The organism is Pseudoalteromonas luteoviolacea (assembly GCF_021654285.1).
GTDB classification, from domain to species: Bacteria; Pseudomonadota; Gammaproteobacteria; order Enterobacterales; family Alteromonadaceae; genus Pseudoalteromonas; species Pseudoalteromonas luteoviolacea_J.
The window spans coordinates 223,911-249,362 of the sequence record NZ_JAKFZS010000001.1 but is presented as its reverse complement, the minus strand read 5'-3'; the positions used below and the strand labels follow the sequence as shown (position 1 = coordinate 249,362).

Annotated in this window: 29 protein-coding genes; 17 read left to right on the top strand and 12 right to left on the bottom strand. The window is 41.5% G+C overall.

Translation table 11 applies throughout. The features are described 5' to 3' along the window. The first annotated feature begins 70 nt into the window (after positions 1-70). Together glpE and glpG are read left to right on the top strand one after the other, a co-directional pair. The gene (gene glpE / locus L1077_RS00915) at positions 71-388 is read left to right on the top strand and encodes a thiosulfate sulfurtransferase GlpE (RefSeq protein ID WP_237135204.1); all 318 of its coding nucleotides are present in this window, start codon (positions 71-73) and stop codon (positions 386-388) included. After that, positions 385-1,209: a rhomboid family intramembrane serine protease GlpG gene (glpG, locus tag L1077_RS00910; protein ID WP_237135203.1), complete on the top strand. Its 825-nt coding sequence runs from the start codon at positions 385-387 to the stop codon at positions 1,207-1,209. Before glpE ends, glpG begins: the two co-directional genes overlap by 4 nt. Here glpG and L1077_RS00905 read toward each other — a convergent pair. Beyond that, entirely contained in the window at positions 1,187-1,582 is a 396-nt protein-coding gene (locus tag L1077_RS00905) for a flagellar basal body-associated protein FliL (RefSeq protein WP_237135202.1), read from the bottom strand. The genes glpG and L1077_RS00905 overlap by 23 nt on opposite strands. 155 nt (positions 1,583-1,737) lie before the next feature. On the opposite strand from L1077_RS00905, the gene L1077_RS00900 reads away from it, so the two are divergent. Both L1077_RS00900 and ubiA read left to right on the top strand, forming a co-directional pair. Next, positions 1,738-2,271, top strand: a complete 534-nt coding sequence (locus L1077_RS00900) for a chorismate--pyruvate lyase family protein (protein ID WP_237135201.1) — start codon at positions 1,738-1,740, stop codon at positions 2,269-2,271. Beyond that, positions 2,272-3,135 carry a 4-hydroxybenzoate octaprenyltransferase gene (ubiA, locus tag L1077_RS00895; protein WP_237135200.1) on the top strand — a complete coding sequence of 288 codons (864 nt, stop codon included), beginning with the start codon at positions 2,272-2,274 and terminating at the stop codon, positions 3,133-3,135. It begins immediately after the preceding gene. 54 nt (positions 3,136-3,189) lie between these two features. On the opposite strand, the gene L1077_RS00890 is transcribed toward ubiA, so the two are convergent. The 3 genes from L1077_RS00890 to L1077_RS00880 all read right to left on the bottom strand — a co-directional run bounded on the left by L1077_RS00890 (position 3,190) and on the right by L1077_RS00880 (position 6,191). Further along, on the bottom strand, positions 3,190-4,098 hold the full coding sequence (locus L1077_RS00890; protein ID WP_237135199.1) for a LysR family transcriptional regulator: 909 nt from the start codon (positions 4,096-4,098) through the stop codon (positions 3,190-3,192). A 110-nt stretch (positions 4,099-4,208) separates the two neighbouring features. Beyond that, a complete protein-coding gene (locus tag L1077_RS00885) occupies positions 4,209-5,735 on the bottom strand; it encodes a DUF3369 domain-containing protein (protein ID WP_237135198.1) in 1,527 nt (508 codons plus the stop codon). Positions 5,736-5,792: 57 nt separating this feature from the next. Then, positions 5,793-6,191: a DUF2721 domain-containing protein gene (locus L1077_RS00880; protein ID WP_237135197.1), complete on the bottom strand. Its 399-nt coding sequence runs from the start codon at positions 6,189-6,191 to the stop codon at positions 5,793-5,795. Between the two features lie 35 nt (positions 6,192-6,226). On the opposite strand from L1077_RS00880, the gene L1077_RS00875 reads away from it, so the two are divergent. From L1077_RS00875 to tsaD, 3 genes are read left to right on the top strand one after another with little or no spacing between them, the layout of a single operon-like run. After that, positions 6,227-6,577: a putative signal transducing protein gene (locus L1077_RS00875; protein WP_237135196.1), complete on the top strand. Its 351-nt coding sequence runs from the start codon at positions 6,227-6,229 to the stop codon at positions 6,575-6,577. Further along, positions 6,570-7,169, top strand: coding sequence for a YjaG family protein (locus L1077_RS00870; protein ID WP_237135195.1), 600 nt, complete (start codon positions 6,570-6,572; stop codon positions 7,167-7,169). The genes L1077_RS00875 and L1077_RS00870 overlap by 8 nt, the downstream gene beginning before the upstream one ends. Positions 7,170-7,193: 24 nt before the next feature. Then, positions 7,194-8,210 carry a tRNA (adenosine(37)-N6)-threonylcarbamoyltransferase complex transferase subunit TsaD gene (tsaD, locus tag L1077_RS00865; RefSeq protein ID WP_237135194.1) on the top strand — a complete coding sequence of 339 codons (1,017 nt, stop codon included), beginning with the start codon at positions 7,194-7,196 and terminating at the stop codon, positions 8,208-8,210. Here tsaD and plsY read toward each other — a convergent pair. Continuing rightward, positions 8,207-8,803 (bottom strand): glycerol-3-phosphate 1-O-acyltransferase PlsY, encoded by a 597-nt coding sequence (plsY, locus tag L1077_RS00860; protein WP_237135193.1) that lies wholly within the window; start codon positions 8,801-8,803, stop codon positions 8,207-8,209. The two genes, tsaD and plsY, sit on opposite strands and share 4 nt — an antisense overlap. 105 nt (positions 8,804-8,908) lie before the next feature. Between plsY and folB the strand changes: the two genes are divergently transcribed. Genes folB through L1077_RS00845 form a run of 3 tightly spaced genes read left to right on the top strand, consistent with a single transcriptional unit; the run spans position 8,909 to position 10,550 of the window. Then, a complete protein-coding gene (folB, locus tag L1077_RS00855) occupies positions 8,909-9,259 on the top strand; it encodes a dihydroneopterin aldolase (protein ID WP_237135192.1) in 351 nt (116 codons plus the stop codon). Between the two features lies 1 nt (position 9,260). After that, positions 9,261-9,740, top strand: coding sequence for a 2-amino-4-hydroxy-6-hydroxymethyldihydropteridine diphosphokinase (gene folK / locus L1077_RS00850; RefSeq protein ID WP_237135191.1), 480 nt, complete (start codon positions 9,261-9,263; stop codon positions 9,738-9,740). A gap of 6 nt (positions 9,741-9,746) precedes the next feature. Next, positions 9,747-10,550 (top strand): undecaprenyl-diphosphate phosphatase, encoded by an 804-nt coding sequence (locus L1077_RS00845; RefSeq protein ID WP_237135190.1) that lies wholly within the window; start codon positions 9,747-9,749, stop codon positions 10,548-10,550. A 44-nt stretch (positions 10,551-10,594) separates the two neighbouring features. Here L1077_RS00845 and L1077_RS00840 read toward each other — a convergent pair whose 3' ends face one another. Continuing rightward, positions 10,595-11,134, bottom strand: coding sequence for a GNAT family N-acetyltransferase (locus L1077_RS00840; RefSeq protein WP_237135189.1), 540 nt, complete (start codon positions 11,132-11,134; stop codon positions 10,595-10,597). Positions 11,135-11,202: 68 nt separating this feature from the next. On the opposite strand from L1077_RS00840, the gene L1077_RS00835 reads away from it, so the two are divergent. The 5 genes from L1077_RS00835 to L1077_RS00815 all read left to right on the top strand — a co-directional run bounded on the left by L1077_RS00835 (position 11,203) and on the right by L1077_RS00815 (position 17,235). Next, positions 11,203-11,877, top strand: coding sequence for a tRNA-uridine aminocarboxypropyltransferase (locus tag L1077_RS00835; protein WP_239032850.1), 675 nt, complete (start codon positions 11,203-11,205; stop codon positions 11,875-11,877). 737 nt (positions 11,878-12,614) lie between these two features. Beyond that, positions 12,615-13,619, top strand: coding sequence for a Fe(3+) ABC transporter substrate-binding protein (locus L1077_RS00830; protein WP_237135188.1), 1,005 nt, complete (start codon positions 12,615-12,617; stop codon positions 13,617-13,619). Further along, on the top strand, positions 13,619-15,250 hold the full coding sequence (locus L1077_RS00825) for an ABC transporter permease (protein ID WP_237135187.1): 1,632 nt from the start codon (positions 13,619-13,621) through the stop codon (positions 15,248-15,250). Before L1077_RS00830 ends, L1077_RS00825 begins: the two co-directional genes overlap by 1 nt. Beyond that, positions 15,250-16,281 carry an ABC transporter ATP-binding protein gene (locus L1077_RS00820; protein ID WP_237135186.1) on the top strand — a complete coding sequence of 344 codons (1,032 nt, stop codon included), beginning with the start codon at positions 15,250-15,252 and terminating at the stop codon, positions 16,279-16,281. The genes L1077_RS00825 and L1077_RS00820 overlap by 1 nt, the downstream gene beginning before the upstream one ends. Before the next feature lie 24 nt (positions 16,282-16,305). Further along, the gene (locus tag L1077_RS00815) at positions 16,306-17,235 is read left to right on the top strand and encodes a Dyp-type peroxidase (protein ID WP_237135185.1); all 930 of its coding nucleotides are present in this window, start codon (positions 16,306-16,308) and stop codon (positions 17,233-17,235) included. A gap of 2 nt (positions 17,236-17,237) precedes the next feature. Here the strand turns inward: L1077_RS00815 and argR are convergent, their stop codons facing one another. Further along, positions 17,238-17,705 carry a transcriptional regulator ArgR gene (gene argR / locus L1077_RS00810; RefSeq protein WP_046354427.1) on the bottom strand — a complete coding sequence of 156 codons (468 nt, stop codon included), beginning with the start codon at positions 17,703-17,705 and terminating at the stop codon, positions 17,238-17,240. Positions 17,706-17,947: 242 nt separating this feature from the next. On the opposite strand from argR, the gene mdh reads away from it, so the two are divergent. Beyond that, positions 17,948-18,883, top strand: coding sequence for a malate dehydrogenase (gene mdh / locus L1077_RS00805; protein ID WP_237135184.1), 936 nt, complete (start codon positions 17,948-17,950; stop codon positions 18,881-18,883). Between the two features lie 126 nt (positions 18,884-19,009). Here the strand turns inward: mdh and serA are convergent, their stop codons facing one another. From serA to L1077_RS00780, 5 genes are all read right to left on the bottom strand, one after another. Next, positions 19,010-20,239 (bottom strand): phosphoglycerate dehydrogenase, encoded by a 1,230-nt coding sequence (gene serA / locus L1077_RS00800; RefSeq protein ID WP_063360706.1) that lies wholly within the window; start codon positions 20,237-20,239, stop codon positions 19,010-19,012. A gap of 12 nt (positions 20,240-20,251) precedes the next feature. Then, complete coding sequence (gene rpiA / locus L1077_RS00795; RefSeq protein WP_237135183.1) at positions 20,252-20,905, bottom strand: ribose-5-phosphate isomerase RpiA; 654 nt, start codon at positions 20,903-20,905, stop codon at positions 20,252-20,254. 108 nt (positions 20,906-21,013) lie between these two features. Further along, positions 21,014-21,637: a 5-formyltetrahydrofolate cyclo-ligase gene (locus tag L1077_RS00790; protein ID WP_237135182.1), complete on the bottom strand. Its 624-nt coding sequence runs from the start codon at positions 21,635-21,637 to the stop codon at positions 21,014-21,016. Then, positions 21,637-22,179, bottom strand: coding sequence for a hypothetical protein (locus L1077_RS00785; RefSeq protein WP_237135181.1), 543 nt, complete (start codon positions 22,177-22,179; stop codon positions 21,637-21,639). The genes L1077_RS00790 and L1077_RS00785 overlap by 1 nt, the downstream gene beginning before the upstream one ends. 211 nt (positions 22,180-22,390) lie before the next feature. Continuing rightward, positions 22,391-23,914, bottom strand: coding sequence for a S10 family peptidase (locus L1077_RS00780; protein WP_237135180.1), 1,524 nt, complete (start codon positions 23,912-23,914; stop codon positions 22,391-22,393). 248 nt (positions 23,915-24,162) lie between these two features. On the opposite strand from L1077_RS00780, the gene L1077_RS00775 reads away from it, so the two are divergent. Continuing rightward, positions 24,163-25,431 (top strand): GGDEF domain-containing response regulator, encoded by a 1,269-nt coding sequence (locus L1077_RS00775; RefSeq protein ID WP_237135179.1) that lies wholly within the window; start codon positions 24,163-24,165, stop codon positions 25,429-25,431. Positions 25,432-25,452 lie beyond the last annotated feature (21 nt).

Sequence of the window (25,452 nt, the reverse complement as noted above, 5' to 3'; positions counted from 1 at the left end):
CGGCTTTAAATTGTACTTTCCTTTATATAAGGTATTGTATTAATTGGGCCGCTTTTTTAATGAGAGAGATATGGCTTTTAAACATATTAGTATTGAACAAACAAAAACGTTAATGACACAAGACAACGTGGTTGTTGCAGATATCCGTGATCCTAACTCGTTTGCAGCGGGACACATTCCTGGTTCAGAGCACCTTTCTAATGAAAACTTAGCCCATTTTATGCAGGAAAAAGAGTTTGAACAGCCAATCATAATTGTTTGTTACCATGGGATCAGCTCTCAAAATGCTGCGAATTATTTAGTTGAGCAAGGCTTTGAAGATGTTTACAGTATGGATGGTGGCTTTACTCAATGGGAGCAAACACTTCCGGAACATGTAGAAAAATGAAGCTACTTGGCTCCTTATCAGACCCTAGAGCGGTTCAAGGAGCCGTTGATTACCTAAGAACACTTGGGGTAGAAAGCCAATTACATAGTGAAGATGGAAGAACTGTGTCAGTGTGGGTACAAGAGCATGACCTGCATACTGCTCAGGCTGTTTGGCAAGAGTTCTTAGCAAACCCCTATCATGAAAAGTACAGCAATGCCTCTTGGCAAGTGGGTGAAACAGACAGTGCATTAAAATATCAAGGCGCTCAGCTAAACTTATTCCAGCGTTTTATGCGTCTAAACTGGCTCGTACAGGCTGTCACAATCATCGCTTTACTTGTCTACATCAGTTTTTATTACTTCACGCCATCGGCTGTATTCGAAGCGCTTAAATTTGATATAAACCACCCTTGGAGCTGGCTAACTCCTGCTTTTATGCACTTTGGTGCGGTACATTTATTGTTTAACTTGAGCTGGTGGATCTTTTTGGGTAACCAAATTGTCAACAGAGCGGGCTTTATAACTTTGCTATCTCTTTTCACTGTCAGTGCATTATTGAGTAATTGGGCGCAGTTTTTAGTTGTGGATGCGAACTTTGGTGGGTTGAGCGGTGTTGTGTACGCACAGATGGGGTTTTGCTGGATCTACTCATATCTTAATAAAGATGAGCAGGCTATTTTGTCTAAACCCATGATCGGGTTTATGCTGGTGTGGATGATTTTAGGATTTACTGATGTGCTATTTATCAGTATGGCAAATTGGGCCCATTTAGTTGGATTACTAACAGGAATGAGCCTTGCAACAATAATGCATCAAATTAGTGGTAGAGGTACTTCGTGAATAAAACTTCTCGGATAATTTCTTGTCCGGTTTCATCTTTAAGCAGTGTTTTCAACTTTTCGGCGCAGCGCTTCCTGATCTCCTCTCGACCAGTAAGGGACTTTATCGTTTCTTCTGGTTCTTTACTCAGGATTTGAACAATCGCATCTCTCAGTAATGGGGTATGGTGTTCGACTACAGCGATATTTGCAATATCATCCAGCATTAAATCTATAGTAACGCGCACGTAACCGAGTTTTTTATTGGATTGACCAATATAGTTCGTAATAATATCTGGCTCAAAACCGTAATAGCCAACATTTGATTCTGCTTTAAGCTTAAAGCTTGTAACACTGACCGTTAACGCCATAAATAATAAAAGAGTACGAACCATAATCGTCTGAAAATACGTAACTAAATATCAACAATATGGTTAGTTTATACTTAAACTTAAAACATGAACAGCCAGCATTTGGATAATCACGAACTTTTTTGCATTGCTAAGCTTTGCTATCATGACAGCGGTTTAGTCTTTATTGAATTATTGCATTGTTAAAAAATCCTATTTCTCTAAATTTTAAGTGGGGGAGCTGCGACGAGGTTGTCGCCAAAGCACCTTCAAAAATACATGAACGTTTGATTGAGCAAGGCTCTTTAACGGCATTGTTAAAAAGTCAAAGTGACAGCTTTAAAGTAAAAGTTCTCGATGAACAGCATCTGATGCTACCGCAAGATATTGCCAAAGCTCTCGCAAGCGAGGTTGAGCAAGCAGTATGTCGGCAGGTGTTACTCTATTGTGATGATTTGCCCCATGTTTATGCGCAAAGTTGGATTTTGTTGAATGCAAACGAACAAGGGCTGATGAATCTCGGTGATAAACCACTTGGCGAGAAGTTATTTCAACAGTCACTTTGGCATAGGGGAGAGCTAGAAGTAAGCTATGTTGATGATACCCAATCACATATGCAATTATGTAAACTACTCGGCGCACAGCATAGTCCTATCTTTGCTAGACGCAGTATATTTACCAAAGGCTCTGCTAAAGTTTTGGTATGCGAAATTTTTAATAATGAGATTAAATAAATGAAAGTAGCGTCGTTGCAATATGCCAATGTAGCCCAATACAAACAATTGATGCGAACGGATAAGCCGATTGGCACATTTTTATTGTTGTGGCCTACTATGTGGAGCCTATGGCTAGCTTCTGGAGGCATGCCAAGCCTTCTACACATTATAGTTTTTGGCGCAGGGACTTTTATGATGCGCAGTGCTGGGTGCGTAATTAACGATTATGCAGATAGAAAAGTAGATGGCTCAGTGAAAAGAACAGCACAGCGTCCGTTAGCGCGTGGAGCAGTATCAGAAAAAGAAGCGCTAACGCTCTTCCTCGTGTTGATCTTAATGTCCTTTTTATTGGTGCTGACTTTAAATTGGCAAACAATCGCTCTGTCAGTCGGCGGGGTATTGCTGGCGGCTCTATATCCGTTTATGAAGCGATATACGCATTTACCTCAGGTGGTTTTAGGCGCTGCGTTTAGCTGGGGTATTCCTATGTCATTTATGGCTGCTGCGGGCGAGGTACCACTTGTAGCGTGGTTATTATTTATTGCCAATGTGATGTGGACTGTTGCGTACGATACAATGTATGCGATGGTAGATAGGGACGATGATATTAAGATCGGGGTTAAATCGACAGCAATTTTGTTTGGTAAATGGGATAGACACATTATTGCATTATTAAATATATGCTTCTTATTGTGTATGTTGATAGTGGGTATCTATTTCATGTTAGGTATTTGGTATTGGGCCGCATTGATGATTGCCACCGCAATGTTAGTGTATTTACAACGAGAGATTGTGGGGCGCGATAGGGATGCGTGTTTCAAAGCTTTTTTAAATAATAATTATGTGGGCTTGATGATATTTATCGGAGTGTTGTTGGGCTAGATGTTTTGCCCACACCGCTATAGTGTGGGCTTAGCGCGTCGAGTATAAAAAAAATTAAGAATGCACTGGCGCACCATTTACTTGCAATTGAGCGGCTGTTTTTTCAATCAATTGCAGTAGGCTATTTACATGGCTGTTCCCATTAAGTTGGTGGTTTGTATTAATAACTAATTGCTCATGGCTATTGTCTTTGTTGGTCTTCAATAGGACTAACTCAGGATCTTGTGCAATTGTCTTTGAATGCTCAATGCTTGCAATAGCAAAACTTTGGCTGCTCTTAAGCCCGTCAATTACTTGAGTGATATTACCTATCTTCACACTCGTTGACTTGTTAAGACCCTCTACAGACTCGTTTAGCATACTCTGCACTTGTTTAGACTGCGAGAAACAGCTGTACATTGGATACTGTGATAATTCTCCTCTGCGGATACACTCTTGTTGGGCAAGAGGGTGTTGCTTTGATACAAATAAAATCAGCTGATCCGGTAAATGAATATCACTGATAAGGCTAGTAGCAGAAGATAAATATACGCTGATATCTACTTCTCCTAATTGAAGCTTTCTCGTTAATTCGTGTTCATCTAACAGTTGCATCTCAATTTTTACATTTGGAGAGTCAGCTAAGAATCGGCCACATGACATTGGAACAATTTCACTAGCTTTGGCCGTATATCCAACAACTAGTTTTTGTTGATCTCTGCCAAATAGGCTTTGCTTAATGGTATTTTTCGTGACATCCAGCTCACTTAGGGTTGCTTTACAGTAATTGAGAAATAACTCGCCTTGCTCGGTTAATTTTACTGAGCGTGTAGAGCGTTTTACCAGCTCACACCCTATTTCATCTTCCAGAGTCTGTATACTTCTCGTTAGAGCAGATGTACTTATCTGGGTTTGTTCGGCAGCCTGTCTAAAGTGACGAAGGTTACCAAGAGCAACGAACTGCTCTAGTTGTTCAAATCTCATTTGAAATTCCTTTTATTTCAACAAAAATGCAATCATGACGTTGATTTCCTAATACTAATACAGTTTCAGGAAACATCCAAGTGAATTTTTTACATTTCGCTTACAAAGTTCTAGTCGGGATAGGTATCCCTTATTAAAATGAATTGTTCCAGATTATTTATAAATAAATCAACTAATTTGGGATCAAATTGCTTGGATTTTTGTGATTTTATCTCTTCAAGTACATTTTTTAGGGACCAAGCTGCTTTATAGCAGCGTTTACTACCCAAAGCGTCGAAAACATCAGCAATAGCTGTAATTCTTCCAACGATATCAATATCTTCGCCTTTTAACCCACGAGGGTAACCTGAACCATCCCATTTTTCGTGATGCTGATGGGCAATTGTTGCGCCACATTGTAGTATTTCATTTGTTGATTTTTTCAATATGTCGTAACCCAGCTGCGCATGTGTTTTCATTACTTCCCATTCATCGCTGGTCAGTTTGCCTGGTTTGTTCAATATGACATCGGGAATGCCGATTTTACCAATATCATGTAAAGGGGAAGCCATTTTAATAATTTCGGCCTGATAGCTGTTAATGCCAGATAACTCAGCGAGTAGCTTACTGTACATCGCGACACGTTTAACGTGAGAGCCTGTTTCTTTGGAGCGCTTTTCTACTGCTTCACCTAAAATATAGGAGAGCTCACGTTGTGATTCTTTGACAGTTTCACGCAGCTTAATATTATCGTGTGCAAGCGCAATATTGTTTGCAAAAAACTCTAGGAGCTGGCAATCAGTGCTACGTAGAGAGCTTTCTTTATTTACGTATAGCATGGTCTCCAGCCCGCCTTTTGAGGTGAAGTACCCGACATATTCATTGCAAGACTTGCAAGAAGTTTTTCTGTTGTGAGTTTCAATAAATAAGTTCTTGACGTTATTGGGGATCTTATCTGAGCTCGGTTCTACTCCTTCTCCTGAAGCAGCCAATAGTTTGAATTGAGAACCGGAATCTGTTTGCTTATTGGTTGCTGCAGCGCAATAAATTTCTGAATCAGATAGTCCTAAGACTTGTGCAACATGCTCTAAGATGGTTGATGCAAAATCTTGCACATTGTCACATTCTAAAAAGCTAGATGATGCAGCAATGATCCTCTCTAGGCCTTTCTTGTGCAACTCTATTGTTTGAATGTCTCGGTGCGAGCGCAGTGCAGAGTAAAGAAGCGTTTTCAGTTTTACAGCGGTAAGCTCCGTTTTATTTTTATAATCGTTGATATCGTAATCGCGGATCACAGATTCTTCAGGGGCCTCTCCAGGTTGGCCAGTTCGAAGAATTAATCTGATGTCATGGTTAGCCATTTCATTGCGGATAAACTTTATTAGATCAAGTCCCGCATGATTACTTTCCATGACAACGTCAATCAGTCCAACCGATATACAATCTTGGGTCTCTAAGATTTCCATTGCTTGTTTGGCCGAATAAGCGTGATGAAAACGTAATGCTTTATCCTCAAATTTAAAATCAGAGAGAACCAATTTGGTGACTTGGTGAATGTCCTCCTCATCATCAACGACTAGCACATCCCAAAAAGCACGCTCTTCAGGTTGTGATGCTTCTTCTCTTAGTTGCTCATTTGAAAAAAGAAAACCGCTCACACATGACCTACCTTTAGCTATTGATAATCTCAGTATAGTAAGGTCAAAACGAGTTGCTTACTCTTGCATAGGCTTTTTTTCAATATTGTTAAGTTCTATTTCTATTGCATCGCAAGAAATGTGGATTTCGTAAAGAGAGAGCATAAGAGACGCGACTAGGCAGCAAAGGCTGGCGCCAAATAGTACTATCCCAAGCAAATTGATATCGATAAATAAGGCAAACATGGACAGTGTGCAGAGAATAAATGAAAAGACACCCCATACTTGCATTAAACGGATTAATTTAATTCGTTTTTTTAAGTTATTGATTTGTTGAACAACAAGCGGGCGCAAAGTATCTCCTTCACGTGCGTTGAGCTCACGGATTAACTGAGCAAGTACTAAAAAACGATTTGTGTAAGCCAATAATAGCAACGAAATAGCGGGGAATAATAACCCGGGTGTGGTAAGCGTCATAGAGCTCTTCCAATTTACACACTACAATATTGTTTATGATAGCAAAATTAACATTGAGTGCGATGGTTAATGATTTAGATAAATGGTGCTGTGTATTCAGCACTGATAATATGATTGAAGCTCACCTTGTGAATGGTCTATTGCATCAAGCTCGCATCAAGACGACTATGCAAGGGGAGGCGTTATCATCTTCCCTTGGAGAGCTTCCGTTTGCTGATAATACCATTAAGATCTTTGTGCCTGCGATAAAGTTGCCCCTTGGAGAAGAAATATTGGTAAACTACCACCAGAAAAAATCGAAATTAGATTGGCAATGTCAGCATTGCAATGAGCTCAATGGCTCAGCTTTCGAGTATTGTTGGCACTGTGGAAGAGAGTATGAGTAAAGCAAACAACTTTCAGCGCATTCGTGAACTGAACTATTTACAAAAAGCGGTACTTGCGGCGGCTATTTTGGAAAGAATGACACCAAACTATGGGTTATTTAGTGAAGCAACTGGATTTGGTGACGAGCAAGTTTTTAGAAGTGCATTGAATTTATGCTGGGAAAAGCTGCTATTACCAAAAAGTAAAATCAGCTTAGAAAAGCAAATCGAGAAAATCGAGCCTAATGTCCCTGAATTATCTGACTTTGATATGTTTGGTACATACCCTGCGATAGATGTCGCAACTGCATTGTTGGGTTTTATCCAAGGGATCATGACCAAAGATGACGTAGAATTCGTCAATGTCGCAAAAATTTCTCAGGCCACTGTAGCGCGATATATTGAGTTTCTATTCGCCCAAGAAGATGTTATTCCTGACAATAGGCAGGTTCGAGAACACCCACTGATGCAATATGAAATTGAAGTATTGGGCGAGCTAATAGACTTTGTTGAAAATATGGGGCGCATTTCTTCTGAAAGCGTTAAACAGTTAAAAGCGCAAGCGATAATTGATGGTCAAACTAACATTGGTTTGGCCATCGAAAATGTGTAGTAAAAAGTGTAGTGGAGAATTAGATTGCGTATTTTAGGTATAGAATCTTCCTGTGATGAAACTGGCATCGCTATTTATGATGATGAACAAGGGTTGCTTGCTCATCAGCTCTACAGTCAAGTGAAAGTGCATGCCGATTATGGTGGCGTCGTTCCGGAGCTTGCGTCTCGGGATCATGTACGTAAAACTATTCCACTGATTGAAGCCGCTTTTGAGCAGGCTGGCTGTGGCCCTGAGTCTTTAGATGGGATTGCCTATACAGCGGGTCCAGGTTTAGTAGGTGCATTGCTGGTGGGTACTTCGATCGGGCGCTCGTTGGCATTTGGTTGGAATATTCCTGCGGTTGCTGTACATCACATGGAAGGTCATTTACTTGCACCCATGTTAGAAGATGACAAACCAGAGTTCCCTTTTGTTGCACTGCTTGTCTCTGGTGGTCATACTATGATGGTTAAAGTGGCTGGCATTGGCGAATATGAGATATTAGGTGAGTCTGTGGATGATGCCGCAGGTGAGGCATTTGATAAAACTGCGAAGCTATTGGGTTTAGATTACCCTGGCGGCCCATTACTAGCAAAACTTGCTACACAGGGAGTGCCGGAGCGTTTTGTCTTCCCTAGGCCAATGACAGACAGACCTGGACTGGACTTTAGTTTTAGTGGTCTTAAAACAGCAGCTGCAAACACGATAAAGAATGAGGGTGATGACACACAGACTAAAGCTGACATTGCACATGCGTTTCAAACTGCCGTCATTGATACATTGGCAATTAAGTGTAAACGCGCATTAAAGCAAACAGGCATAAAACGCCTTGTCATCGCTGGTGGTGTGAGTGCTAACGTTGAACTGAGAACAAAGCTTGAGCGTATGATGCAGGGGATGAAAGGACGTGTTTACTATCCTCGCACTGAGTTTTGTACGGATAACGGGGCGATGATTGCGTTTGCAGGTATGCAGCGTTTAAAAGCAGGTCATACCGCACCGCTTGATATGAAAACTCAACCTCGCTGGCCTTTAGACAGCCTACCAGCGATTTCTTAATCCTTCCCAGCGCTTTTTTTCCCGACTTTAGGCTCCTTTCCTTGGAGGAGCCTAGAAATATTTGCTCTGTGGCGGAAAATAATAAGCAGCGTTAAAAAGCCAACTGGGAGCGTGTATTGTGGTTTGAGAAGCCAAGTGTAAAACGGCGCCGCGGTGACAGTCACGATGGCTGCAAGGGAGGAAAAGCGAAAAGCCCAAAGAACAAGTAACCATGTCATTATCAGCATGCCAGCCAAAGGCAAGCCAATGGGTAATAAAGCCCCAAACGCAGTGGCGACCGCTTTTCCACCGTTAAAGTGGAAGAAAACGGGGTAAATATGTCCAAGACAAGCACTTACAGCGACTGCCCCTAACCAAATCGGTTCTATATTTAAGAAATAAGCGCCCCAAACTGGAATCGTGCCTTTTAAAACATCAAAAATAAGTACCAATGCCGCCGGCAGTTTTCCTCCAATGCGCAATACATTGGTGGCGCCTGGATTATTCGAACCTGAAAAGCGGGGATCAGGCAATGAGAACAGCCTTGATATTAAAATCGCTGAGGAAATCGAACCAAATAAATAAGCACAAATACACATTAAAATGACTAACACAAGCTTCCTTATTTTTTATTGCTCTGTTTTGGGCTATGATCGCGATTCTTTTTACACGGCCTAATATTATTCGCCGACCCCGTTTTAGTCATGCTAGGAGTATACATGGACAAGGTCTATATCTCGCAATTACACGTCGAGACCATAATAGGAGTTTACGACTTTGAGAAAGAAAGTAAACAAAGCCTTTATTTTGATATTGAAATGTCTACAGATATTACCCCAGCAGCGCAAACTGACGATATAAATCTTACCGTAGATTACGCAAAAGTTAGCGAACGAGTCATTGGCTTATCAGAATCAATTCAAGTGGAGCTATTGGAAACCTTGTTAGAAAAATTGGCTAAGATGATTCTGACTGAATTTGCTGTCAGTGATGTTCGAATTAAAGTCAGTAAACCAGCAGCAGTTGCACAAGCTGCTACAGTTGGTATTGAAATCTATCGGAAAAAATAGCATGTCAGAGATTTATATCAGTATTGGTTCCAATGTAGATCGGGAGCGGCATTTTAAAAATGGGTTGACGGCTTTAATTGACCACTTCCCAGATTATAAACATTCAAACGTTTATGAGAGCGAGCCTGTGGGGTTTAATGGGCGTAACTTCTTCAATTCGGTATTTGCTGCTAATACGCAAATGTCAGTGGATGAAGTGTGTCACTTACTCAAAAAAATTGAGCGTGATAACGGTCGCACTCAAGGCGATAAAAAGTTTAGTCCCCGCACTTTAGACCTCGATTTGTTGCTTTATGACGATTTGGTCTGTGAGCAGCCTGCGCAGTTACCTCGGGACGAAATTACAAAAAACGCTTTTGTACTGTTACCTTTGACTGAAGTAGGTGGACACATTACGCTCCCAACCACAGGTGAGACTATTTCATCTATATGGGAAAATTATCATAACCCTAGTCAAAAGCTATGGAAAGTGGAGTTCTAATTTACAATGAGTTTGATTGAAATCATCGTTCTAGCCTTAATCCAAGGTTTAACAGAGTTTTTACCAATTTCGAGCTCTGCTCACTTAATATTACCTTCACAGGTTTTTGGTTGGCAAGATCAAGGCCTAGCATTTGACGTTGCGGTTCACGTGGGGACCCTTTTTGCAGTGATTATTTATTTTCGTAAAGAGGTAAGTGAAATCCTAGCCGCATGGTTTAAGTCCTTTGGCAGTCAAGGGACAACTGAGGATAGCAAATTAGGTTGGTTTATATTACTAGCCACTTTACCTTCGTTGGTGATTGGTTATTTTGCCAAAGACTTGGTGGAAGAGTACTCAAGAAACGCCTGGATCATTGCTGGGACGACCATTGGTTTTGGTTTATTACTTTGGTATGCAGATAAAACGGCTAAGCAAATAAAAACGATATACCAGATCAACTGGTTGATGGCGCTATGCATTGGCCTGTCTCAGGTAATTGCAATGCTACTGCCTGGTACGTCTCGTTCAGGGATCACGATGACAATAGGCTTATTGATGGGTCTGAACAAACAAAGTGCAGCGCGATTTTCATTTTTAATGTCAATTCCTGTGATTGCTGCTGCAGGAAGTTATTTAACCTATAAGCTTATTTCTGAAGGAGATGAGTTTAATATTGCGGATATTGCTACTGGTGCAGTATTGTCATTCTTTGCGGCTTATGCATGTATTCACTTTTTCTTAAAGGTTATTGAGAAGATGGGCATGCTGCCATTTGTGATCTATCGACTCGCATTAGGCGCCTTCTTGGTCATCTATTTATCTATGTAACTTAATATATGGGGCGATATGAGCCCCATATATCTGATATGCGATCAAGCGATATTTTTATCGTAAACTACCACTTCTGTACTGCCCAAAGGTTCTGTGTGTATAGCCTTTGTGCGGTATTCTAAGCCAATTTTCTTCATGATATTAATTGAGCCTTGATTGTCAGGGTGAGCTAAGGCTGTGAGCTTTTTTGCGATGTTATGTTCGGCTATGGCATCAGCGATCTGCTTAGCGGCTTCTGTCGCGTAGCCTTTACCCCAGCTCGCTTGCATAAACCTCCAACCTATTTCCAAATTGGTGTCGTCTCTTTTCTCTGTAAAAAAGTCCATAGGGCGCACGAGGATCCAGCCGATAAAGTCGTTGCTTTGCTGCAAAAAGCAGCCCCATAATCCCCATCCACTGTCTGGGTTAGAGAATTGCTTGAGTCGAGGTATAAATATTGAATCTATGTCTTCTTGGCTCGTGACTTTGCCACCATTAATAAACTGCATCACAGCAGGACTTTGATCTAATTGAAAGAGCAGGTGGGCATCCTCTGGAGTGAGTAGCCGGTATTTGAGTCGATTGGTTTGATTAACTTTCATAATAATTGCTTTATCCTTTTATTATTAGACTTGATACAATACTGCGTCATTTTTGTTTGGAGAATATTTTGGGTAACTCTGTATTGGCGCTTCGTGCACAGCAAATTTCTGAATCTAAGAGAGAGTTCAAAGCACGAGGTTCAAAACTTACTCGATGTGAGACTTGCTTACTCGCAGAGCCATTATGTATTTGCGCTGGCGTTAAGCAAGCTCAGTGCTCAAGCGCAGTGTGCTTGTTAATGTATCATAACGAAAGTTTTAAACCATCCAATACTGGGCGTTTAATCGCAGATATTGTTCCTGATAATCATGCATTTCGATGGGATCGAACAGAGCCGAGCGATGCATTGATTGCGTTGTTAGAGAATCCACTGTATCAACCTATTGTGGTTTTTCCCGAAGAAAATGTGCAACCACAGCGGGTGATAAAAACAGTAGAGCGTATAGAAGGGAAAAAACCGCTCTTTATCTTTCTTGATGGCACATGGCGTGAAGCCAAGAAAATGTTCAGAAAGAGCCCATATTTGGATCAATTCCCTGTGTTATCTGTGTCACCGCAAAGTTTGTCAAATTATAAGTTAAGAGTTGCGCCCCATGAGCACCAGCTCGGCACGGCGGAAGTCGCTTGTGTTGTATTTGAAGAAAATGGTGAAACAGAAGCGGCTGAAAATCTCACATCGCATTTTATTGATTTTAGAGATGCGTATTTACGAGGTAAACGAAGTAAGTTTTCTGACATATAAACATGAAGATAGCGCGACTCTTTCGAGCCGCGCTTGACGGAATCTTCTAAACAGCATCCTGCTATGTTGAATAACTCAACTCCCTAATTCATTTCCATACAATTCGCTTGGTGTTTTGGTTCTGCGAATTCTTGCACATCCTGTACTAATCCACTTGGCTCATCCTGACCCCATCCTAAGTTGCATCAAACATATCCAGCGTTTGACATTACCCTGCAATTATTCCTTTTGGGCTAATCCATTTCCCTTCCTAATTCCTTTTGGGCTAATCCATTTCCCTTCCTAATTCCATCTAGCCCTGACATCCTGAATATCTGAACATCCTTACTTAAATACTTGCTTCCTGCAAGTACATCATAATCCTAGTTCCATACTCCATTCGGGGGTCAATCCATGTCGCGCCTATCACATCCGTTTTCCCTGCTATGCCTCTCCCCAAGAGACAACTAAAGTATATGCTGTGCTGCGCATTAATACATTAGCTTGAAGATTATCAAAAAAGGACTATCTTCTATTTGATATATAAAAATTATTAAATAACAATAGGTTCCTTATTTGAGGGCGGTTAAATCTGGATTAGATTACTCGATATCTACAAACAGAGTGAGAAATCTCTTACAGATAAATTGTCTTTATGCGGTAATAATAATTTTGTTCACCCACTCAGCGGGCTGTAATTTATGTATAATCGCGTTAGAATTACTTGATAATAATAATTGTTTGGATTTGGAGTCTTCATGAAACGAGCTATCGCCACATTATTGACCGCTGTGACCTGTATGCCAGCTTTTGCAGCCGATGAAGTAAATATCTACTCATTTCGCCAACCATTTTTAATTCAACCTATCCTTGATGACTTTACAAAGCAAACTGGGATTAAAACCAACGTTGTTTTTGCAAAAAAAGGCTTAATTGAACGTGTTAAAAGAGAAGGTAAGCACTCGCGTGCAGACTTAGTGTTAACTTCAAATTTTAGCGCCATGATCCAGTTAGAAGACCTTGGCCTTACGCAGCAAATCGCAAGTAAGACCGTTGAGCAAAATATCCCAGCCTCTTTTAGAGATCCAGAAGGGCAATGGGTTGCACTTACCAAACGTGTGCGTAACGTATACTCATCAAAAGCAAGGCTTGGTAAATTGGAGTCACTAAGCTACGAAGAGCTGGCCGATCCAAAGTACAAAGGAAAAATTTGTACTCGCTCTGGCAAGCACCCGTACAATTTAGGGTTAGTTGCATCTATGATCGCACATCATGGTGAAACTGAAACTAAAGAATGGTTGGTCGGAGTTAAAAACAACCTCGCACGAAAACCTCAAGGTAATGACCGTGCACAAGTTAAGGCAGTTAAAGAAGGCTTGTGTGATATTGCTTTAGGCAATAGCTATTATTTTGGAAAGATGATGGCAGATGACAAGCAAAAGTCATGGGCTGAGTCTGTTTACATCAACTTTCCTAATCAAAAAAATCGCGGTTCGCACTTAAATGTATCTGGCGTAGTTCTAACCAAGTATGCAAAAAATAAAGAAAATGCCTTGAAACTCATAGAGTTTATGACGGACAATAAGGCGCAGAATATGTACGCATCGACGAATATGGAATATCCGGTCAAGCCGGGCGTCGAATTATCTCAAATGGTAGCGTCATGGGGAGTGTTTAAGGAAGACAGCTTGCCGCTTGCTGAAATTAGTAAATACCGTCCATTGGCTCTAAAGCTAATCGATGAGGTAAAATTTGACCTTTAATGCAGCTAAAAAATAAACTGTCCAATTGGCAGATAACAGCGTGGGTGATTGGCATATGTCTGTCGACCCCGCTGGCTTTTCTCATTTTTGAATCATTACAAGGAGAATCTGAAGTATTCTCACACCTGTGGGACACCGTTCTTTGGGACTACATCAGTAATACTATTTGGCTGATTGCAGGGGTGTTGTTACTGAGTTCATTAATTGCACTGCCCCTTGGGTGGTTAACAGCGTATTGTCACTTTCCCGGTAAGCGGGTGTTTGAGTGGGCTTTAATGCTGCCACTTGCGATGCCCACCTACATCATTGCCTACGTGTATACAGATTTATTGGATTATGCAGGCCCTGTACAGATCTTTTTAAGAGACTGGTTTGGCTGGACGAGTCCTGATGATTACTGGTTCTTTGATATCCGTACTTTGCCCGGTGCTATTGTGATGATAGCGTTGGTACTCTACCCTTACTTGTATTTAATCTTTAAAACAGCACTTAGAGAGCAGTCCTTCAAATTGGTTCAGGCCAGCCAGTTAATGGGCTTATCACCATTTCAGAGTTTTCTCAAAGTAAGCCTGCCTTTATCCCGTGGTGCTATTGTTGCTGCACTTGCTTTAATAAGCATGGAGACGATGGCGGATTTTGCTACAGTGCATTATTTTGCAGTCAGTACACTTACCACCGCTGTTTATGATACTTGGCTCGGCTACTATTCTCTCACTGCAGCCGCAAAAATTTCAGGGATCATGTTGCTGTTTCTTTTCATTGCATTGTCACTAGAAAAAATGAGCCGTAAAAGTAAGGTCGTACATGAGCGTCAAAGTAGTGTAAATGACACCAGCTTATATGAACTGAACGGTAAAAGTGGCTGGTTGGCGACAGGTTTTTGCAGTCTTATATTGATTGTTGCGTTTTTTATTCCCGTGGGTGTATTGACCAGTTACGCGATTGGTTATTTCGATCAGGCTTGGAATGACGCGTTTTTTAATTATGCGTGGCAAAGCTTAAAAATTAGCCTTTATGTCAGCGCAATCGCTATTTGCTTTAGTATTTTGGTGGTGTTTTATCAGCGTATAGGCGAGCAAAAAACCAAGAGCGTTCCGGGGAAGGTCGCGAGTATGGGGTACGCTTTGCCTGGTACCGTTTTAGCTATCGCGGTGTTATTGCCCCTCACATTATTTGATGACTATTTAAACCGCTGGCTGGATGGCACGGGATTTGAACCCGGGCTGTTACTCAGTGGTACCATTTTTGCCCTTGTTTTTGCGTATGTAGTGCGCTTTTACGCCATAGCTCAAGGGGCTGTAGAAGCGAGTTTTGTGCGGATCAGCCCAAGTATTGATATGGCGAGTGCGTCTTTGGGCAAAAATAATATGCAGACATTGGGTCGCGTGCACATTCCTCTATTAAAGCGCGGTATATTAACCGCGGGTTTATTGGTATTTATTGAGTGTATGAAAGAGCTACCGGCAGCACTGCTGCTCAGGCCGTTTAATTTTGAAACACTCGCAACCCATGTTTTTCAGTTTGTAAGCGATGAACAGTTAGAGTTAGCATCAATATCGGCCTTGTTTATCGTACTGGTTGGGTTAATCCCGCTTTATTTGGTTAACCGCTCAATGGAGCAGCAAACATAATGTACAGCCTTGCTATAGAATCCTTGCAATACAGTTATGACGGTCATGCCGTGATCGACAACCTTGATTTGCAGGTAAAGGAAAATGAAATCGTCTGCTTGTTAGGCGCCAGCGGATGTGGAAAGACAACCACACTTAAAGCCATTGCCGGACTTATCAGGCCACAACAAGGCAGTATTAAAATTGGCCAGAACCAAGTTAACGGTGAAAACACATTTGTAGCGCCGCAACATCGAAATGTCGGCATGATGTTTCAAGATTATGCTTTATTTCCGCATTTGACGGTAGCGCAAAATGTTGCATTTGGGCTAGGAAAGTTAAGCCGCGCTGAAAAGCAATCTCGTGTATCTGAAATGTTAGAGCTGGTGCATTTAGGTGCTTATGCCACGCGCTTCCCGCATGAGTTGTCTGGCGGACAGCAGCAAAGGGTCGCTATTGCAAGAGCGCTGGCTTATCGCCCGAGCTTGTTACTGTTAGATGAGCCTTTCTCAAATATAGACGCGCAAGTTCGCTTTCAACTTATCAGTGACATACGCAGTATTATAAAAGATCAAAAAGTATCTGCGATTTTTGTCAGTCACTCTAAAGATGAAGCTTTTGCTTTTTCAGATCGACTTGCCATTATGCACAAAGGTCAAATAGCACAATTAGGGTGTCCAACTGAATTGTTCCATCAGCCAAAAAACCAAGTGGTTGCAGAGTTTTTAGGTCAGGGGATCTATTTAGATGCAACACATGCTGGTAATGGGGCATTTAGCACTCAATTTGGGCAAGTGAACTCATTAACTCAGCAAAATGACGCACAAGACAAAGGGAAAATATTTGTCAGGCCGAGCCACATTGAATTGTATAATACTGACCATGGTGCGATCCAAGTGAATCAAGAGAGGTTTGTGGGTACTGAGTATTTATATGCCATCGAATTGCAGGGCCAACAGCTAGAAATAGCAAAACCTGCTGACAAACCGTTAGATTTGTCTAAACCTATCTCTTTAAAAATTAAGCCCCATGCGGTAAATTTCTTTTCTTAGAGCGATAAACGATAAGGAAAAGGTATGGCCCAGCCGCAATCGGGGATCTGTGCAGAGGCAAACTTGCATGGCTTACATTTATTCTTCAATGTGCTTGAAGGGCAGGATGAAGCTGTGCGAGAAGCACTAGCGCAAGCTGGGCGACTGCAAGATGAGTTAAGTGATAGATTCTCTGAATCTATGCTTAGCAGCTTCGTCGCTATTGGTGCCCAATATTGGCCTCATATCTATCCTGAATTTATACCGCCTGAACTTAAAAGCTTTCCTCATATTCGCTCTACCGATCATTTAATTCATAGTCAGCCTTTTGATTTGCTCTATGTCATTCGCTCGGATAGAGAAGATGTAAATCACCTATTTGCGCAAAGTGTCTTACATATGCTGGGGGGCTGCGTTGAACTTGTCGCGCATGTTCGTGGCTTCCGCTTTTTGGATGGACGAAACTTTAACGGTTTTATTTATGCCAGTGAATCACCACACGGTCGCTTTAAGCGTAAAGTCGCGTTAGTTGATAACCCCGAAGGACTAGATCATCAAGGCAGCTACATTCATATTCAGCGAGTGAAGTTTGATTTGGCGAGGTGGCAGCAACTTGCAATTGATGAGCAAGAGGCGCTGATGGGCCGCACACGCTTGGACAATAAGCTGATAGAGCCTCAGGTGGCATTTAGTCATGCCAGTCGTGCAGAGCTTAAAGATGCGCAAGGGCTAGTTTTGCTGTTGGATCAGAGTATGCCGTTTGGGGATGTGTTTGAGCAAGGTAGCATTAATCTGAGTTGTGCAGCGCACGGTAATGCATTTGAGACGGTACTAATGAGCCGGTTCGGTTTGCTATCAGGGCAAGAGTGTTACGATCCCCTATTAGATTATTCTGAAGCGGATATGGGCGCATCTTTTTTTGCACCATCCTTACAATTTTTGAAAGAGATGGCGCAAATAATGGCTGACGATTAAGTTTATACGTTGTCAAACAAGGTTTTTACTTTGTCTAAAGTCGCGTCAATCTCAGATATTTTCGCGGGTGCGATGAAAATAGTGTCGTCACCGGCAATTGTGCCTAATACACCATCGGCACTGCCTAAAGAGTCTAGCAGACGAGCAATCAGCTGCGCTGCACCGGGACTGGTTCTGATGATAATCATCATCTCATTGTGCATGATATCGATAACAAGCTGTCTCAGAGGACTTTTTGCTGTTGGGACACCCATTTCTGCTGGCAGGCAGTAAACCATTTCTTGTTTGGCATTTCTGGTGCGAACCGCGCCGAATTTGCTCAGCATTCTTGATACTTTACTTTGACTTATATTGTCAAAGCCTTGATCTTTTAGCGCATCAACGATTTCGCCCTGAGAGCCAAAGTTTTCCTCTCTTAAAAGTGCTTTAAAGGCTTTAACTAAGGCTTCTTGTTTGTCTTGCGCTTGCATATACATCTCTTCTATTAATTTTGGTTGCCCGATTTTACACAAATCCCAACAGTTACCCAAATTTTAACGCTGGAGTAATTTTCATGGCATATCGTAAAGGCAAATTGCGAGAAAGTTGTCTCTTGTTTACAACTATAGTCGAAAAAATCTTGAAAATAACGCGGATAAATTTGTCTTTACCCTCGCTTTTCATTATCTTTACAGCACACAAAATTCCTACCTTCAATATATGGAGAATTATAATGAAAGTTGCTGTATTAGGTGCCGCTGGTGGTATCGGTCAAGCATTGTCTCTTCTGCTTAAAAACGGTTTGCCTGCAGGCTCTGAGCTAGCACTATACGATGTTGCACCAGTTGTTCCAGGTGTTGCTGTTGATCTTTCTCACATCCCAACTGCTGTGTCAGTTGCAGGTTACGGTAAAGATGACTTAGATCCTGCACTTGCAGGCGCAGACATCGTTTTGATCCCTGCTGGTATGCCACGTAAGCCTGGTATGGACCGTGCGGATCTATTCAATGTGAATGCGAGTATCGTTAGAACTCTGGCTGAAGGTATCGTTAAAAACTGCCCTAAGGCGTTTGTTGGTATCATCACAAACCCAGTAAACGGCACTGTACCAATTGTACGTGAAGTATTCAAAAAAGCAGGCACTTATGATGCTACACGTGTTTTCGGTGTAACAACACTAGATGTTATCCGCGCTGAAACATTCATTTCAGAGCTTAAAGGCCTAGACGTATCAGAAGTAAAAGTACCTGTAATCGGCGGTCACTCTGGCACAACTATTCTACCTCTTCTTTCTCAAGTTGAAGGTGTTGAGTTCTCTGATGAGGAAGTTGCTTCTCTTACTAAGCGTATCCAAAACGCAGGTACTGAAGTTGTTGAAGCAAAAGCGGGTGGCGGTTCTGCAACGCTTTCAATGGGTGCAGCCGCAGCGCGTTTCTGCTTCTCACTTGTTAAAGGTCTTCAAGGTGAAGAAAACGTATTTGAGTACGCGTACGTTGAAGGTAACACTGGCGATGCAGAGTTCTTTGCACAGCCTATCCGTCTTGGTAAAAATGGCGTTGAAGAGCTATTACCATACGGCGAGCTAAGCGCTTTTGAACAAAAAGCAAAAGACGACATGTTAGCGACGCTTGAAAAAGACATTAAAGAAGGTGTTGATTTCATGGCTTAATGCCGAGAAATGACCCTGATAAAAAGCTGCTTCTAAAGCAGCTTTTTTTATTTTGATTAACAGTTTAATCTGTTATTAAAAAGCCAGCAGTTTGCCGGCTCTTTTGTCAACTCATGTATTAAACATTTAGTGTAAAATACGTGCTCTGATCGTACCCTCAACAGCGCTTAGTTCTTTTAACGCAACTTCTGAGTGGTCACTGTCTACATCAATAACTACGTAACCAATGCAATCGTCTGTTTGCAGATACTGAGCAGCGATATTAATCCCATGTTGAGCAAATGCTTGGTTGATTTGCGTTAGCACACCCGGTCTATTCTCGTGTACGTGTAATAAACGGCTGCGGTTAGACAGCTCTGGCAGTGATACTTCAGGGAAATTTACAGCTGTGACAGTGGAGCCATTGTCTGAGTACTTGGTTAATTTACCCGCCACTTCAATACCGATATTTTCTTGTGCTTCTTGTGTAGAGCCACCCACATGCGGCGTTAAAATGACATTGTCAAACTCTCTCAGTGGAGACACAAACTCCTCATCATTTGATTTCGGCTCAACCGGGAAAACATCAATGGCAGCACCGGCAAGTTTTTCATGTTGTAGCGCTTCTGCAAGGGCGTCAATATCTACAACGGTTCCGCGTGATGCATTGATGAGGATCGCACCCTGTTTCATGACTTCAATTTCAGCCATACCAATCAGGTTCTTAGTTTGCGGTGTTTCTGGTACATGTAGGCTGATCACATCTGCACGTTGCAGCAGCTGTGTCAGGTTTTGCACTTGCTGTGCATTACCAAGAGTAAGCTTGTCTTCTATGTCATAAAACTCGACTTTCATACCGATATTTTCAGCCATGATGCCAAGCTGTGTGCCGATGTGACCGTAGCCAATGATGCCTAGGGTTTTTCCGCGAGCTTCAAAAGAACCAATAGCAGATTTAAGCCATTGGCCGCGATGTGCCATGGCGTTTCGCTTCGGAATACCGCGAAGTAGTAACAAGATTTCACCGAGTACTAACTCTGCAACCGAACGTGTGTTTGAGAATGGCGCGTTAAATACGGCAATACCACGACGTTTTGCGGCATCTAAATCCACTTGGTTTGTACCAATACAAAAACAACCAACAGCAACGAGTTTTTCCGCCGCATTTAAGACCGTTTCGGTGAGGTGGGTGCGTGAGCGTATACCGACAAAGTGAACATGTTTGATACGCTCAATCAATTCATTTTCAGGTAGCGATGTCTTGAGATACTCAATATTACTGTACCCATTACGCTTTAATGTTTCGACTGCACTTTGGTGCACGCCTTCTAACAATAATATTTTAATCTTATCTTTAGACAAAGATACCTTACTCATGACTCATTCCTATTACCTAGTTTGTGGACCTTTTGGTGTCCCTGTAATTACGGTATTTGCACCACGGTGAGCAAATAGCCCATTGGTTACAACACCGACGATTTGGTTTATTTTTTCTTCCAGCGCTTTTGGATCCGTGATACTTAATCCGTGTACATCTAAAATGACATTGCCATTGTCAGTGACGACGCCGTGGCGATATACGGGGTCGCCTCCAAGCTTTAAAAGCTCTCTAGCAACATAGCTACGTGCCATTGGTATAACTTCCACCGGCAGTGGGAAGCTGCCCAGCGTGTCAACATGTTTACTCTCATCGACAATACAAACAAACTTGTCAGCAACTGCGGCAACGATTTTTTCACGGGTCAATGCAGCACCACCGCCTTTGATCATGTGTCCATGTTCGTTAATTTCATCTGCACCATCAACATACACATCTAATTGTGCAACATCATTAAGCTCAAAGACTTCAATACCGAGTGCTTTTAGTTTTTCTGTTGATGCTTCTGAGCTCGAAACCGCACCTCTAATATCATCTTTGATGCTACCGAGTGCATCGATAAAATGATTGACTGTGGAACCTGTTCCGACACCAACAATGGTGTTTTCTTTTACATGTTCAAGCGCTGCCCATGCTGCAGCTTTTTTCATTTCATCTTGTGTCATAACGTAATCACTTTGTTGTCTTTAATTAAGTTGAGATTATACGCTTAAACACTCGAATTGTATGACAATAAATTGCACTCTTAAGCGCAGATTTTTTGGTAGTGGCTTTTACTTGCGCCACTGATAATATTGGGTAGGCGTTAGTATTGCAGGCAAAGGTACATCCCATGCTTCAATTGGCAATTCACTGACTTTTTGGCAGTCATGTGCTAACCCTATCAATTTGGGCTTTACCCACCTTTGTGAATAGTAGTTAGCTAGCGTCCTGTCGTAATAGCCGCCACCCATGCCTAATCGGTTACCATGCTCGTCGAAAGCGACTAAAGGCATCAACAAGTAATCCAATTGTTCAATTGGGCAAATTTCATAACAATTCAATTTAGGTTCTAAGATAGCATAGCGGTTTTGAATCATGGTTGAGTTTTTTTCATACTTTTGGAACAGTAAACTGGTGCCGCTGAAGGGGTGGATAACGGGCAAGTATACTTGAATGTTTCTATCCCAAAGTGATTGAATTAAAAGGTTAGTTCTGAGTTCGCCATCGTTGTGTAAGTAGACCCCGATTGCGGCGTTTTTGGTAGGGTTTTCGTGTTGAAAAAAATTAATACTTAAGTCGATTTCAGCAGAAGTTTGAAAATTTTCATCAAGAGCGTTTCGTTTTGATCTTATTGAACTTCGAATTTGTTTGCGTGTTTCTGCGTTTTTTGTGTTTGAACATGAATTTTCTTTCATTATAATTGAACCATTTCAGGGAAAGCCAAACTAAATCCGAGTACAATAAGTAAAATGAATAACACGGCTAACAGTGTATATAAAAGCTTTTTGGACCTTGGCTTGGGCTCTGCATCTAGGTCAAGTTCATCGAATAACTCGTCATTTTGCCATTCGTCATCTTCTTTTTCTTCGCTACTTTTGTTTTGTCCATCGATACGCTGTTCAAGTTCTTCTAACTTTTCTTCGATTCTGATTAGGCTACTGGTGATGTAATCAAGCGCTTCAAATACACGTTCATTTGCAGCATTGTTAACTTGAGGGGCGTTTGTCATGCTGCTTTGCACGGCTTGCACCTTGCTTTGGAACCCATAAATCGCTAGGAGTTTAGCTTGTTTTAAGCATTTATTTTTTTCAGCGGCGCCAAATAGGGGCTTTCCTTGAGTAAATGCAACAACTTTTTGCTTTGATACGCCCAGTTTGGTGGCTAGGCTTTCCATGGCATTGTGGCTATCTGTGTCGGCGTTAAACCCAACAAAGACAACCCTAAACTGATCACTCATAGACAATCTCATTTTATTCTAATATGAAGAGTATACCCAAAAAGTAATCGGAAGCATTGAATTAATCTATTCAAGGATATAAAGCTTTTTTGACTAGATGGATTTTGCCGTACTGAAGAGTTCGTTATCGGTTGGGGCATAATGACGGTATAAAATAAGCTGTTACGTAATTGTCGAGATGTGGAAGCGTACTTCCACATCACAGCAAAAGTTAGTATTTAGCAGCTTCACCTGTTTTAGGTAATGCTTGGATGATGAAATCTCTTAAATCTTCATTAGAGAGCCTAAGATCTTCATAGCGCAGATACATCATATGACCAGAGCGGTAGCCTTTAAAGCTTAAACGGTCTTTCATTTTACCACTTGGGTCTAAATGCCATAAATTATATTTACCATCAAAATAGTTGGTAGCACCATCGTAATAGCCAGATTGAACCATGACATGTAAGTATGGGTTTTGCGCCATTGCTAATCTTAGACGCTCACCCACGGTATTTTTTGTTCTATCCCATGGGCGAACGGGGCCAAACATGTTGTATTTTATGTCTGTTTTGTAGTTCAGCTCTTGGCGGAAGTAGTGATTAATTGCCGGTGTGAATGAATGCAACCATGACGTGAGTTCAGGCCAATAATCCGGTATGTCACCCGCGACGCGTTTATCTATACCTAAATATCTTGAGTCCAGTCGGCCAACTGTCATTTCTCTATCTCGAAGCAGCTCCTTCCAAAATGCAGCATTTGGAATATCCAAGTTATTTTGTGCGACAAATTTTTCTGATAATCCTGAATATTTGGCAACTTGAGCAGTAACAGCTTGTTTTTCTTTATCACTGATCATTGCGCCTTTGGCAAGCGCAGGTAGATATGTGCTCAATGTATAGGCTTCAACTTCTTCTAATACTTCAAGTAAGTCTTTATTTTGTAGCTCATTGCTGAGTGCTTTGTGATACCAAGCAGTCGCCGCAAAATAAGGCAGTCTGTTAGCGGCCTTCACTGGACCGTCACGTTTAATGCCGATGTCTGTTGGTGAAACTAGGATCACACCATTTAAGTACATCCACTGCTGGTTTTGTAGTTCGTGTGCAAGCCCAGCAACACGCGTTGTACCGTAGCTTTCACCTATTAAAAACTTAGGTGATAACGCTCTGTCATGGCGGTTAATAAAGGTATTTAGCCAAGCTGCGAGGTATTTAACATCGGCGTTAACACCAAAAAAGCGCTTTTTTTGAACGTCTTTACTCGGCATTTTGCCTTGTTTATCAGGTAATACTCGCGAATAGCCGGTGTTCACTGGGTTTACAAAAACTATGTCTGTGGTATCCAAAACAGAATATGGGTTATCTTTGAGTCCATAAGGTTGAAGCGGGTATCCTTCATCGTCTATTTTTAGGACACGAGGACCAGTATAAGCTATGTGCATCCACACAGAAGCGGAGCCCGGACCACCATTGAATGAAATGAGTAACGGGCGTTTTGCATTATCTTTTACTTTGTCTTTTTTGTAATAAGTGTAGTGTAAAGATGCAATTGGGTGCCCCTCGTCATCCCACAAAGGTTGAGTGCCAGTCGATACGGTATAATTTATTTTTGAGCCATTAATTGTGGCTTGGTGTTTTGTGGTGACTTGATGATCTATATCAAAGCTTAATGTGCCTTGTTGGCTACTATTAGCAGCACTGAATGTGCTGACACAAAGTAGTAGTAAGCTAGATACTATTTTAGGTACTGCTGCCATGGGGTTCCTCGTGTTTTCACTTATCGCCTACATTTAAATCTTTTTTAACGTTGATTTCAAAGTCAATGAGACTAACTCGCAATATTTGCAGCCCATTACAATTTGTTTACCAATTAGGGGCGGTGCAGGTTTTTTTTGTCACAAAAATCGCGTATATTTCACCCTTATGTCTGTAGTATTAAAGTATTTGAGTCTGTTAAATACTTGTATAGCTACATTTCTCATTGCAGTCACTAGAGAAAGTTTCCATGCAAAAAGTATTGATTGTTGAAGATAGTAAGGTTGTCCAACAGATCTTACGCCATTTGGCATCACAACATTTAAGTGTCGATATAGACTTTGCTTGGTCTCTCAAGGAAAGTAAAGCGTTACTTGCGAGCAATAGCTACACACTGGCCTTGGTAGATTTAACATTGCCTGATGCAATGGATGCAGAAGTCGTCCAGTTAACTTTGAGTCACAATGTCCCCACGGTTGTTTTGACTTCTAAGATTGATGAGTATAGCCGACAACAGATGCTTGAAATGGGGGTCGTCGATTATGTGATTAAAGATAATCGCGATTCTTACTTGTATGCCATTAAATTGGTCAGCCGTTTGCTGCGTAACCAAGGCTGTAAAGCACTGATTGCCGATGACTCTATGATCAGTCGTGCTGTGATGAGACAAATGTTAGAGAAGCAGTTATTCACTGTTTTTGAAGCTCAAGATGGTGAGCAAGCACTTACTATGCTAAAGGCTGATTATGAGATTAAACTTTTATTGACTGACTATGCTATGCCAACGATGGATGGGTTTGAGTTGGTTAAAGCAGTGCGCAATTTCCGTGGTCGCGATGATTTGGCGATAGTTGGGTTATCTGGTGCTGGAACACATGGTCTGTCCGCAAAGTTCATTAAATATGGTGCAAATGATTTCTTAATGAAGCCATTTATGAACGAGGAGTTCCACTGCCGTGTAATGCAAACGATGGAGCAATTAAATCTAATTGCAGAGATTAAAGATTATGCACATCGTGATTATTTGACGGGTTTATATAATCGTCGTTATTTTTGCCAACAAATGGATAGGTTACTTAAATCTGGGCTAGAAGATAGTTGCTTAGCTCTGTTAGATTTAGACTTATTTAAAGAAATAAACGATAAATATGGCCATTTGGGTGGCGATAGCATACTCACTCAGGTTGCTCATTTACTCAATGAGTCATTCTCGGGTAGTTTAGTATCTCGAGTAGGAGGTGAGGAGTTTGCTGTTTTACTCGCTGAAAGTGATGTACAAAAAGCAAAAGCCAAATTTGATGTTTTTCGTCTCAAATTTGCAGAGAACATTTTCCAAGTCGATGACCACCGCTTACATTGCACCCTGAGTATTGGTATTGCAAAATGTGAGTTTGCTACATTGAGTGAAGTGATGCGACATGCTGATAAAGCGTTATATAAGGCCAAAGCGCAAGGCCGTAATAGTGCAGTGACAGCTTGCACCAAATCAAATCAAATCTTAGAAGAGTGCACCAGCTAAGTGCACTTTTCGCTAAATACC